The sequence below is a fragment of the Microbacterium sp. UBA1612 genome, from assembly GCF_002321605.1.
GTDB classification, from domain to species: domain Bacteria; phylum Actinomycetota; class Actinomycetes; order Actinomycetales; family Microbacteriaceae; genus Microbacterium; species Microbacterium luteum.
The window spans coordinates 1-12,511 of record NZ_DCMW01000005.1; the positions used below are offsets into that span (position 1 = coordinate 1).

Annotated in this window: 8 protein-coding genes; 7 read left to right on the forward strand and 1 reads right to left on the reverse strand. The window is 62.2% G+C overall.

The window, feature by feature from the left end; genetic code table 11:
* Positions 1-97 precede the first annotated feature (97 nt).
* A complete protein-coding gene (locus tag B3S45_RS02640) occupies positions 98-946 on the forward strand; it encodes a hypothetical protein (RefSeq protein ID WP_286717219.1) in 849 nt (282 codons plus the stop codon).
* A gap of 26 nt (positions 947-972) precedes the next feature.
* On the opposite strand, the gene B3S45_RS02645 is transcribed toward B3S45_RS02640, so the two are convergent.
* Positions 973-2,145, reverse strand: coding sequence for a restriction endonuclease (locus B3S45_RS02645; RefSeq protein WP_286717221.1), 1,173 nt, complete (start codon positions 2,143-2,145; stop codon positions 973-975).
* A 65-nt stretch (positions 2,146-2,210) separates the two neighbouring features.
* Between B3S45_RS02645 and mobF the strand changes: the two genes are divergently transcribed.
* The 6 genes from mobF (at position 2,211) to B3S45_RS02675 (ending at position 12,469) form a co-directional block, all read left to right on the forward strand.
* A complete protein-coding gene (mobF, locus tag B3S45_RS02650) occupies positions 2,211-5,747 on the forward strand; it encodes a MobF family relaxase (protein ID WP_286717341.1) in 3,537 nt (1,178 codons plus the stop codon).
* A 158-nt stretch (positions 5,748-5,905) separates the two neighbouring features.
* A complete protein-coding gene (locus tag B3S45_RS02655; protein WP_286717222.1) occupies positions 5,906-6,286 on the forward strand; it encodes a sulfate permease in 381 nt (126 codons plus the stop codon).
* A 3-nt stretch (positions 6,287-6,289) separates the two neighbouring features.
* Positions 6,290-7,261: a DNA-methyltransferase gene (locus B3S45_RS02660; protein ID WP_286717223.1), complete on the forward strand. Its 972-nt coding sequence runs from the start codon at positions 6,290-6,292 to the stop codon at positions 7,259-7,261.
* Positions 7,262-7,498: 237 nt separating this feature from the next.
* On the forward strand, positions 7,499-9,847 hold the full coding sequence (locus tag B3S45_RS02665; RefSeq protein ID WP_286717225.1) for a hypothetical protein: 2,349 nt from the start codon (positions 7,499-7,501) through the stop codon (positions 9,845-9,847).
* Positions 9,844-10,866, forward strand: coding sequence for a hypothetical protein (locus tag B3S45_RS02670; RefSeq protein ID WP_286717226.1), 1,023 nt, complete (start codon positions 9,844-9,846; stop codon positions 10,864-10,866). Before B3S45_RS02665 ends, B3S45_RS02670 begins: the two co-directional genes overlap by 4 nt.
* The gene (locus tag B3S45_RS02675; RefSeq protein ID WP_286717227.1) at positions 10,838-12,469 is read left to right on the forward strand and encodes an SIR2 family protein; all 1,632 of its coding nucleotides are present in this window, start codon (positions 10,838-10,840) and stop codon (positions 12,467-12,469) included. The genes B3S45_RS02670 and B3S45_RS02675 overlap by 29 nt, the downstream gene beginning before the upstream one ends.
* Positions 12,470-12,511 lie beyond the last annotated feature (42 nt).

A 12,511-nucleotide genomic window follows, 5' to 3' on the forward strand; every position in this document is an offset into this window, starting at 1 on the left:
GCGGCACCACGCGTCTTGCAGGTCAAGGTCGGGTGTGATCCGAAGAAGACTCCGAAAGAATGGGCGAGCAGATGTTGTCAGTACGGGGAGGAGAGCGATGTCGTTCGCAGATCGATTTGGGTACGCACGCGCTGAGCCCTCGCGAACGTTGGTGGAGTGCGACAGCGATGCTGTTCGTCTTGTGCTCTGGAATGTCGTCAGTGGCGGCGGGAAGAGTTCACTCGCTGCCTACCGGGCCCTCTGCGATCACACCCAACAGCTTCCTGACGCGAACATCTGGAGTGATTCGTACGCGGACGAGTCCGCAAGGGCGATCCTCGATCAGATGAGCTGGATCGATGTGTACGAGGCTCTGGAAGCGGAGTTCTCGAACGCGAGGGGGCAAGCTCGTTCAGACATCGAGCGGGCCGCGAACCGCGCTCTCTCTCGAAGTGGGATCGCTTATGAGATGAGAAGCGGGCGATTCGAGTTCTACGAGCCAGCGGCTGACGAGTTCGAAACTCGACACGACGAGGACGATGCCCTTGCATCGTTGACGGACGAGTTCGAGCCTGTCCGCAAGCAGTACCTCAACGCGCTGCGCAACCTGCGCGGCAAGCCGGCGAACCTGGAGGGCGCCGTCGCGGACGCAATCAATGCACTCGAAGCGGTTGCGAAGATCGTTGCGTCAAGTCCGAAGGCAACTCTCTCTGACGTTGCACGCAACCTGTTTCCAGATAGCCCCGGCTACCATGCGCCGCTACGGCAAGCGATCGACAAGCTGTATGCCTACTCGAATCAGCTCCCGGGTGGCAGGCACGGTCGATACGCGGAACCTGAGATTGCGCACGCCGAAACTGTGATGGTCGTTCGCACCGCGGGCGCCGTCATCACTTTCCTCGTCACTTTGCACCGCGGTGAGGGAGTCGAGAGCCCAGCGGATCCCCGCCGAGCAAGTTGGCCCTGACAGAGTGAGGAGATCTCGACGACTGCTTACGAGCGAAGGCCATAGCTCGCGATCAGGTCTGGTCGTTGCGACAATTGCGTCTCTAGTCGGCTGTCTGGCCAGAGCTCGATGAGCGGGAGTTTCCCTTCGGCGTTGTGCTTCTCCACGATCGCCACAGCATCGGTGGTGAATCGCCCGCTCGTGGCGATAACTAGCGTTCGGATGACCGGCGGCTCCCACAGTGGCAGCGCGGCCAGTGTGTTCGTGATGTCAGCAGGAGCAACCGACTTCGATGTCCAGTGCTTCGCTTGAAGAATGACCCGCTCTGTCCGCGTCGTTCCGCCGTCGTCCCTTATGACGCGCTCGGCGGAAAGATCGCGCCCTCGATCAGGCGCTCGCGTCTTCATCAGCCACTCCACATTCTGATAGCTGGGGAAGCCGCGCAACAGATCGAACAGCAGGCGTTCGAACTTGTCGTCATCCAGGACTGTCCACGTGATGCCGATGCTTGCGCCACCCGAGGGTCTTGCGGAAGCCGCGACGCCGAGGTCAATCGCTGGTACCGGCAATGGGTCAGATTCGGAGAGGCTTGCAGCCTCGATGTCCGTTCGAACGGACGGCCAATCCATCTCGGCGATGTCGTGCCAGTCGTGTCCCTGACCGAATCGGAGATGTCGGTGAAGATCACCCCATCGTCCTTTTCGATCGATGGTGTCGCCGAGTAGACGCTCGATCTCGCTGATCGACTCCTCGACCACCGCTGTTCTTGAGTCACTCACGCGGTCTGATGAGTCGCGCGTAACGGAATCGGTGATCTGGCCAAGTGTCACATTGATAGTGGAGGTGAGATCGTCCAGGCGATCGTGGATTGCTCGCCGGCGTGCTTGGGCGAGCCTGAACCGGTACTCATCGAGTTGGTGGCCAGGCTGCTCCAGCTCAGTCATAAGCGCGAAGGCAGGCTCGCCGATCTCGAAGTAGTCAATAAACGATTGCCCGACCTCGTCAATGTCAGGAAGTTCTTCGGTGACGGCGAACCCGTCGATAGGAGGAAGACCGGCGAGCAAAGGCGTCCATGCCCGGCGAAGGTCCTCGTACTCCCGACTGGTGCCGCGTTGTGGGCTCGACGGGATCATCGGCTGCGCGCGATCCCAGATCGCCTGAAGCTTGACGAGATTCGCTGCAGCGCGATCCATCACCTGCAGCAGTTCGTCTAGTTTCATTCGGCAAGTTTCTCATCTCTTGTTCGCCGGGCCGCGTACAACACCTACCTGGCGTGACAGTGTCGATGCGGGTGATGTCCGCCGGTGATGGGTACAAGTACCTCCTGCGCACTGTCGCCGCCGGGGACGGCGACAGGTCGCTATCGACGCCTTTGACCCGCTACTACGCGGAGGAGGGCAACCCGCCGGGGCGTTGGCTCGGCGCGGGCGTCGCCGCATTGAGCGGGCTCATCGTGGACGGCGATCAGGTCTCTGAGTCCCAGCTCCAGCTCCTGGTCGGGATGGGCCGGAACCCGGTCACCGGCGACCCCCTCGGCCTTGCCTATCCCGCGTACAAGACCGTGGCCGAGCGCGTCGCAGAGCGCACCGCCGCCCTCGATCCGACGCTTGGGCCGGCCAGCCGCGCGGAGGCGGTCGCGCAGATCGAGGCCGAGGAAGCGGTGCGCGGGACGCGGCGCGCCGTCGCCGGATATGACTTCACGTTCAGCATCCCGAAGTCCGCGAGCGTGTTGTGGGCGGTTGCGGACGCGGGGACCCAGGCGTTGATCGCGGATGCGCATCATGCGGCGGTTGCGGAGGTGGTTGCGTTCATGGAACGGGAGGTTGCAGCTACCCGCACCGGCGCAACCGCCCGCAACGAAGCCGTCGCACAAGTCGATGTCCACGGTCTCATCGCTGCGGCGTTCGACCACTACGACTCCCGCGCAGGCGACCCACATTTGCACACCCACGTCGTCATCTCGAACAAGGTGCAGACCATCCTCGACGGCAAATGGCGCTCCCTCGATGGACGCCCGATGCACGCCGCGACCGTCGCACTTTCGGAGCTGCACGAGGCGGTGTTCGCCGACCATCTCACGCGCGCTTTCGGTGTGGAGTGGGAGGCCCGCGACATGGGGCGTGATCGCAACCCTGCCTGGGCGGTGACGGCGGTGCCGGAGGAGCTGGTGGCCGAGTTCTCGTCCCGCTCCCGACACATCGACGCGGAGAAGAACCGCCTCATCGCGGAGTACGTGGCTCGGCATGGTCGTCAGCCGTCGACGGCGACGATCATCAAGCTCCGCGCCCAAGCCACCCTCACCACGAGACCGGACAAGCAGGTGCGATCCCTCGCCGACCTCACGGCCGAGTGGCGGGTTCGCGCCGGCCGCCTACTCGGCACCGATGCGACCTCGTGGGCGCGGGGCGTGGCGGCGAACGAGACGCCGTTGCTGCTGCGCGCCGACGACATTCCGTTGGACGTGATCGCGTCCCTCGGGCAGTCGGTCGTGGATGTCGTGGGCGAGAAGCGATCCACCTGGCGCCGGTGGAACCTCACGGCTGAGGCGGCCCGGCAGACGATGGGCTACCGCTTCGTTTCAACTACGGATCGGGAGGCGGTCGTCGGTCTGGTCGTGGATGCCGCCGAGGCCGCGTCTCTCCGGCTGACCCCACCGGAACTCGCGTCGAGCCCGGTGGTGTTCCGGCGACCGGACGGCACATCGGTGTTCCGGCCGAAGCACTCCACCGTGTTCTCATCCGAAGTCCTGCTGGCGGCCGAAGACCGCCTCCTTGACCGCGCCCGCACCACCACCGGGCCGACCGTGCCCCTCGCGGTGGTCGAGCGGATCGCGGTGCGCCCGGATCGGAAGGGGCACACCCTCGGGAATGACCAGACCGCCGCGCTGGCGAAGATCGCGGTCTCCGGGCGCATCGTCGATGTTTTGGTGGGGCCGGCTGGGGCGGGGAAGACTACGGCCATGTCGGCGTTGCGGCGGGCGTGGGAGCACGAGCACGGCGCCGACAGCGTGGTCGGGCTGGCGCCGTCCGCGGTCGCGGCGCAGGTCCTTGCCGATGACCTGGGCATCCAGACCGAGAACACGGCGAAGTGGTGGCAGAACCACCTCGTCCACGGCGACACGTTCCGCAAGGGCCAGCTCGTCATCGTGGACGAAGCCTCCCTCGCCGGCACCCTGTCCCTGGACCGCATCACCCACCTCGCCGCCGAGGCCGGTGCGAAGGTGCTGCTGGTCGGTGACTACGCTCAGCTCCAGTCTGTCGATGCCGGCGGCGCGTTCTCCCTCCTCGTCCACGACCGCGACGACGCCCCCGAGCTGGTCGACGTACACCGCTTCGAGAACGAGTGGGAGAAGACCGCCTCGCTCGGCCTGCGCCACGGCCGCGTCGAGGTCATCGACACCTACCTGGACCATGACCGCATCCAGGGCGGCGAGACGGAGACGATGGTCAATGCCGCCTACGCCACGTGGCGGGCCGACCGGCAGTCCGGGCGGGCGACGGTGCTGGTCTCCGACTCGAACGAGTCCGTCCAGGCGCTCAACCGGCGCGCCCGCACGGACCTGATCCTCGACGGCGCCGTGGACGCCCGCCGCGAAGTCGAGCTGCACGACGGCACCCATGTCGCGGTCGGGGATACCGTCATCACCCGGCACAACGACCGCCGGCTGCGTGCCGGTCGGGGCTGGGTGCGCAACGGCGACAGGTGGACGGTCACCGAGGTCCAGGGCGACGGCTCCCTCACCCTCCGCCGCGCGGGCCGCAAGTGGGGCGCCTCGGTCGTGCTTCCGGCCGACTACGGGGCCGAGCATCTTGACCTGGGCTACGCCGTCACCTCCTACCGGGCACAAGGCATCACCGTCCAGACCTCGCACGTCCTGGTCGACGCGACCATGACCAGGGAGAACCTGTACGTCGCGCTCACCCGAGGCCGGGAGACGAACCGCGCCTACGTGGCAATCGACAAGCCCGACGACTCCCACGACGGCCCGCACCCCGGCGACAACACCGAAGCCACCGCGAGGTCGGTGCTGTACGGGGTGCTCGCACACGTCGGCGCCGAGCTCTCCGCCCACGAGACCATCACCGCCGAACAGGACGCCTGGGCGAACATCGGCCAGCTCGCCGCCGAGTACGAAACGATCGCGGCCGCAGCGCAGCGCGACAGGTGGGCGCTCCTCGTCCGCGCAGCCGGTCTCACCAAGGATGAGGCCGAGGACGCGATCACCTCCCCGGCGTTCGGGGCGCTGACCGCCGAGCTCCGCCGCGCCGAGGCCAACCACCACGACATCGAGACGTTGCTGCCGCGCCTGGTGCGAGCACGCGGCTTCACCGACGCCGACGACATCGCCGCCGTCCTCCACTACCGCGTCGCCCGAGCCACCACGCGACCCGCCGGCTCCGGGCGGGCACGGAAGGCACCGCGCCTGATCGCCGGCCTCATCCCCGAGGCCACCGGCACCATGAGCAGCGAGTTCCGGCAAGCGCTCACCGAACGCCGCGACCTCATCGAAACCCGCGCCACCGCACTCCTCAACGCCTCGCTCACCGAGAAGCAGTCCTGGACGCGGGCGCTCGGCGCGCCGCCGAAGGATGCCAAGACGGCGGCGACCTGGCGGCGCCTGGCCCGCACCGTCGCCGCCTACCGCGATCGCTACGACATCACCGATCACACCCCGCTCGGTGCCCCGGCCGAGGACGACGAGCAGAAGATCGACGCCGCCCGCGCCAAGGCCGCGCTCGATCGGGCACGCAGCCTCGCGCAGGGAGCGGGGGAGGAGTCGCAACGTAGGCCGGAACGAGAGCCGGTCCGCCGCGCGCTGTGAGCCCGGTGCCCTTCCTGATGTCAGGCCACCGTTCTACAGTGGAGGACGAAGCGGCCTCTATATTGGCGCTGTCGCTCCCCGCGACGGTATGACCACCCCGCACGCTACGGGCGGTCCTTTCAGGTTCTTGTCGCCGAACCCCTGGAAGGACTATGCCCATGTTCCGGCTCATCTGGGCGGCCAGCGTCCGCACCCGCGACATCCTCAGCTACGCGCCCACCAACCTCCTCCTCGCCGCCACTCGCACCCGCCGCGGCCTGCGCTGGGGTGTCCCCGCGATGCTCCTCGCGATCCCGTATCTGCTCGCCGCCTACTGGTGCGTCACGACCATCGAAGCCGGCGGCCCCGGCTGGCTCAACCTCGTGGTGCTGCTGTGCGCGTGGAACTCGATCAAGCTGACCCTCAATGGTCCGATCACGCTGGTCCTGCTCATCCGCACCCGGATTCGGAAGGCAGCGGATCAGCGTGGCATCCGTGCGATGCCTGCGGGTCGAGTCGAGGACCTATCGAACTGCGGCCGCACTTCAACTAGGATGTGACTCATGACTTTGACCAACGACGCATGGACCCCATCGTCGCCAACCGCCGCTCCTTCGGTCGGCTGGGACTTACGCGTGGGTGATGCTTGGGACCTCAGCGCCCACATCGAGTCAGCCAGCATTGATCTTGTCTTGACCTCGCCCCCGTACTGGGGACTCCGCACCTACGGACTTGATCACAACGAAGGCGTTCTAGATGCATGGACTGCTACAGGAAATAATCCGAAGAGCGCCCCGCCTTACGAGTGGTACCGAGACAATGGAGGCGTACTTGGTCTAGAACCGTACCCCGATTGGTTCGTGGCACATCTCGTTGAAATATTTCGGCGAATCAAGAACGCAATGAAGCCCGATGCAAACCTTTGGGTCAACTTGGGCGACACATATTTTGGACGTTGGTCTTCGATCCGAGACGAAGGGCGACAAGGCCTTGGAAAGGGCGAGCGTAGCCGTCGGCGCACCCCAAGTGGCGGAGTGCTTCACGATAAACAGCTATTGATGGTGCCGGCGCGATTCGCGCTGGCCATGCAAGAGGACGGCTGGATTCTTCGAAACGATCTCGTTTGGAGCAAGCCCCATGTCGCGCCACGTCCCGAACGCGATCGGCTCCGTCTAAGCCACGAACACTTTTTCCATTTCGTGTCGAGGAGCAAAGTTGGTCGTCCGGCTTACTACTACGACCTGGATGGCGTTGAGCCTGGCGCTCTCGATGTCGTGACCGCCAGCCCAGATAGAGGGGATTCGGCACACTCTGCAACGTTCCCCATGGAACTCGTGCTGCCCCGGGTTCGATCCAGTAGTCCTCCCGGGGGAGTGGTGCTCGATCCGTTCTGCGGAACTGGAACGACGCTCGTCGCTGCACTTAGCGAACATCGACGTGCGATCGGTTTCGAGTTATCAGAGAAATTTGCAGGCATCGCGCGGTCGCGTATCGAAGAGATCGGCATTCTGGCCGACGCTGAAGTGCACAGCTAAGGATTGAGGAACGATGTCACACGAGACCGAACGAGTACTCCAGCTACTTTCGGCGGCGCAGGGGCCAGATGTGACCGTCGCCAAACTATTGCTCGGAGAAGACCTAACCCCGACGCAGGTTGTTCTCGAGCTTATGAACGACCCGCGTTCCACTGCCCCCGGTCAGGATACGAGGGTTGAGAAATGAGGATACGAATCAACGTAGACGACGCTGGGCCTATCAGGGTCGTTCGGTCAATGAACGTTTCCCAGGTGAGTTTACTCGAAGGTTACAACGGCATCGGGAAGAGCTCGGCGATCCGGTTGCTGCTGATCTGCACAGGGACTCTCCCGTACAGCGAGCAGGACCGGTCCTGGAACAGCTTGCGTAGCAATCTTGGCCAAGTGCAGATACAAGTCGATGAACTAATCGGAACAGCATCGAACATTACCTGGGAATTTGACACGCGATCCTGGGAGCTCCTCAGTTTCCCAATCACAACTGAATGGTTTAACTCGATACGGATAGATGGGCGCGACGCGACGCTTTCCGATGTTCGCCAAGTTCTCCGAGTCCATAGACTCTCTGGCGACATCGGGGTCGTTGATACTCTCGTTGAAGAGATCGACACGAATAAGAGTTGGGTTGAGAGGCTCCGAAATCGGATTGAGGCGCCAGAGTTTCGTTTACTAGATGAGTCGGTGAGCGTTCTGCGGGAACTCACCAGCGTTTCCTCCGAGGTTGATACAGCAACTCTTGCCGAGGATCAACGAGCCGTCGATCTTGCTCAGGCCGCGAAGAACCGGGCTGATCAAGCAATGCGCGACGTAGAGCAGCGCTACCGTGACATCGAACGAGCAATGGAACTCAAGGCGGACCTTGATCAACTTCTTTCGGTGGGGCCCGAGATCGATCAACGCTTGGAAGCGGTCAGAGCCGACCTAGAGGCCGCGCAGACCGAGCGAGAGGGCGTCAACTCCGAGCTTGAGAAGCTGGCTGTAGCCGCCGCGCTTGGTGAAGAACAATACAAGGACCTCGCCAACGCAGAAAAGCTGTTGGAACGGAACCGCAGCAAGTTGAGCGCGGCACTCGTGCAGCTCTCGGACGCCGCGGCCGCTCTCAAAGTCGACCCTGCGTCAGACGCGATCGAGGAAGCGATTAGGGAGGCACAGGCAACCCTTGACGCTGTGGTCGCCGAGCAAGCGAAAGCCGACACTATCCCGAGCCTTTTGAATCTCGTTTCTTCGCTTACTGGCCCGCTGGCCGCAGCTGAGGCGGACGAACTTGGGCAAGAGCAGGTGTTGGTTGACGGCTATGCCATGGACCCTTCGGTCTCGGGGCTGAAGCAAGCGCTTGCAGAGCGTCAGCTACAACTGCATGAGGTCCCTGAGAAGGATGAGCTTGAGCCGTTGCGGCAGCGTGTGAACTTTGCGGCAAGACGGCTGTCTGATCTTCAGAAGCTCCCCAATCTCATCGAGGCGGTTGAGAAGTTTCGGCGTCTTGTGAACACGCACACTGAAACTGTCACCGAGCTGGCGAAGTCGCAGAACCTTGGCGCGGCCGAGCAGCTTGAGTCACTTCATGGTCACCGAGACGCACTCGATGAACGTGTGTTGGATCTAGTGGGAGAGCGAGCACGGATCGTTAAGCAGCGGGGACTGTTGGGTGGTGGATCGGATGCTGTGGTTCTTCGGGCGAATCTCGCTAACCAGTTGGAGGCCTGCGGAATAGACGATGTTGAGGATCTCGACTCCGCGTGGGACAAGGTCCGCACCGATTCAAAGCATGTCGGCGGGCGGTTGGCTGAGAGCGAGAGGTCCTTGCTAGAGGCGACACACAAGCATGATCAGCATCAGCAGGCACTTCTGGTCGCGCGCGACCACATCGGTGGCTCCGATGAGTTCTCTTGGGTTCGCGAAGGATTGCCGAACATCGCGCCCACTACGAATGATGACTCGGAAACCGCCCTTGCAAGGTTGACTGAAGTTTCTAGTCGTGCTGATGCTGCCCGGACAAGGTTGGAGGACTTCCCCAACCAGCTGCTTGCTGTCGAGCGAGCGCTGACGTCGATTGCTGAACAAATGAGGGGCAGAGATTCCGTTTCCTCGATGTATGTCGGGGAAATCAGAGCCTGGTTTGAAGCGCACTTTCGCCACTACTTCTCTCAAGAAGCGATTCGCACGCAACTCCTCTCGCCCGAGGCTGAAGACGTAGAGGTGAGCATTTTGAAGGCATCGGTGAGCTGGACAGAAGGCGGCGAACCAAGGGAGAAGCCGCTGGACGCCTTTAGTAGCGGCCAGCAGGCCTTCGCGTACGCGCGAGCCCGACTCGTCCAACTTGACCAGGAAGACTCGGAAGCCGAGAACAGGCTGATCTGTCTTGATGAGTTCGGTGCATTCATGAGTGCGGATCGACGAGACGAGTTAATCACCCTGCTTAAGGCCCGCGCGAGTGCAAGTCCGGGCGATCGGACTCTCCTTGTTCTTCCGGTCAGGACCGACTACGCAGAAGCTGCTGCGAATGCGCTTGGCGACGAGCGAAAGGATCTCCTTAGACGAGCCGCCGCGCTGGAGTCAGCCGGACTGGTCATCGAGGATCTGCTGTGACCGAGGATCTTGATGATGCGGACTCGCAGCGGTCATCCATCTATCTCGGACTTCCGCCCGTAACTACGCGGCGATCTGCCAATCAGGCTCTGCGAGCCGCGAAGCAGCTATTTGAGCATCTCTACGGTCCGAGTGAAGGAATAGAGGAGGACCTGGACCGTTGTTCCGTCTACTTCGATCCAGTTGCCCAGGGACAGAGACTGCGGAGAGAGTTGACTTCCCTGGAACGCGTTGAGATCAACGCTGGCGCTGTACCAGGTCGATGGTTGCTACGTCTTCCTGATAAGAAGCTCCTACTGACGCCGGAGGGCGTAGCAGGCATGCATGCGCTGCAGAATTCTCTCGCACGCAACACTGGCGACGCAGTCCTTCTGGAAGAGAGCGTGCTGGAGTCCACCGCTGTCTTGCTCGACCGGTATGTGTCGTGGTCACGCCACCGCGTTAACGGAGTGGTTCGACTGTTGGAGGGCGTCGACAAACCGTTGCAAGTTCAAGCCGCAGGCGCGCTGATCGCTCTCCTGATCAACAACAATGTCGGCCGGACCAACGCGATTAGTCGACAGGACTCTCGTGACCTCGCTCGGCGGGATGCGGTTGATCAGGCGTTCTTCAAGCCAGTCGCGGCGTTTACGCGTGCTATTGCGCCAAACAGCAAGATCAAGAGCGGCGGCGCCAAACTCATAAGTGGCTGGCCAATGGGTGAGATCGCGCGTCGGTTTGGTTCTGGGTTCGTCGCCAATTCGCCCAAGGATTCGGGGCCTGGTCTCATATATATCGAGCCGGAAGGAGTAGAGCGGGCAATTGAACTCATTGCCAAGGATCTCGCCCGTGGTCATCGCAGGAGGCCCACAGTAAGCGAACTTGCCCTCGCCATAGATGAGCTAGTGGATGTCTTCCGTCAGAACCGTTCGGTGCTCGCAGGCTACGGAGAGCTTCACGAAAACTCGACAAATACGGCTGCCATTCGTGGAAGGATCCTTGTCGCCTACGGTGACCAGCTCACCGGACAGCCTGCCTAGGGGTGAGATGAATCCTCCGGTTGAACCTCTGTTCGCCCTTCTTCGGCGCGTTGCCGAACGGCATGACCGAAACTCTGGTCATGACCTGTTGGTCATTCCCGTCGTAGTGGACGATGCTGCACCGGTTCTCGCCGGCCTCGAAGCACTGTGTGAAGCCGCCGGCGGGTGGCTTGGCAACGCCGAGGATGAAGATCTCTCTAAGCCAATCTCAGATGTTTCCCTAGATCCTGCCCTGGTGGCCGCTCTCGAGACGGCCTTGACTGTCGATTCGGGTCCAACGAGACGAACTCTCAAAATAGTCCAGGGTGCGGGTAGCGTGGATGTCACTTTCACTGAGATTCCCTCTATCGATTCGGCAAGCGATGCCGAAACGAGGGTTCTCAAGCTTGCACGACTGCTATTGAGGCCCGACGCGTTTCAGCACGAGCTTGCCGTGATCTACTACCGCGAACAAGGTATGGATGTTCGTAGGAAGCGCGGCGCGTGGTCCCTGGTAGTCGACCAGTTGCGTGAACTCCGGCCAGCTACCCTCAGAACCCTCGTCGTCTTGGTGGAGGGAGCACCGGGGATCGATGTAGGGACACACTGTCAGTTCGGTCGCGGATTCGACTATGCATTAGCTGACGGGCGACTGATTGTGCGAAATCCGAGGCAAGCATTGGAACAGCGCACTTCCCAACTTGCGGCGGTAGGGAGAGGCCCGCTGGTGCTCTTTCTCGGCGCCGGCTTCTCTCAATCTTCGGGCCTCCCGATGGGAAACGCGCTCCGCGATCAGTCGATCCGCCGCATACTCGGTGACCGAGACGCCGACCGTCATCTCACAAGCGAGGCGTTGGCGCGAGAGTTCAGAGAGGCCGAGCGCGAGCGACTACAAGGACCGGAAGCGACTCAGAACGATGGTGACTTTGCGCGCCTCCTGACGTTTGAGAGAGTTCTTCGAGTCGAAAAACGTTTGTTCGCTGATATGCCAACTCTGAAGGAATTGCTCGAACGTGAATCTGAGGTACTGGCCAGCCCTGGGCCATCGGTGCGTTCGTTGCATCAGATGCTCGCAGCGGTTAGGAAGTTGGTCGTTGTTACGGTCAACTTGGACAGGCTGGCAGAGAGCGGCTCTAGCAACGACCGCAAGGTCTTCGCATCCGACGAAGACTTCGGCGAGGCAGAGGTCTACTTGACGAAGTACCTCGCTGGCGAGGAAAGCGCGGTACCGATTCTCAAAGTCCACGGCAGCCTCGATGACTTTGAAACCTGCGTTGTCACGGACAACGTCACTCTGGTTGGTCTGTCCGACAACAAGCGGGCGGCCTTGAGCCATCTAATTGGCACGCGCGAGAATAAGTTCACGTGGGTATATGTCGGCGCGAGCATGCGGGACTTGGATCTTCTGCCGTTCCTACAGTCAAGCGACTTCGCAGCCGGTGTTGAGGAGTGTTGGGTTTCGCCGTATCTGGTCGAGACCGTCTCGGACTTCACTGAGAAGCGAGTTGCCTACTGGAGAGACGGTGATAACCCGAGCATCCAGGATCATCTCGTGACCGAAACTGCTGACGCGTTCTTCGAATCGCTCGCTGGTAAGTGGTCAGATCCCAGTGGCTCGGCGTAGGAACATGAAGCAGACCTATGAGGTGACCAACAGTCTGCAAAC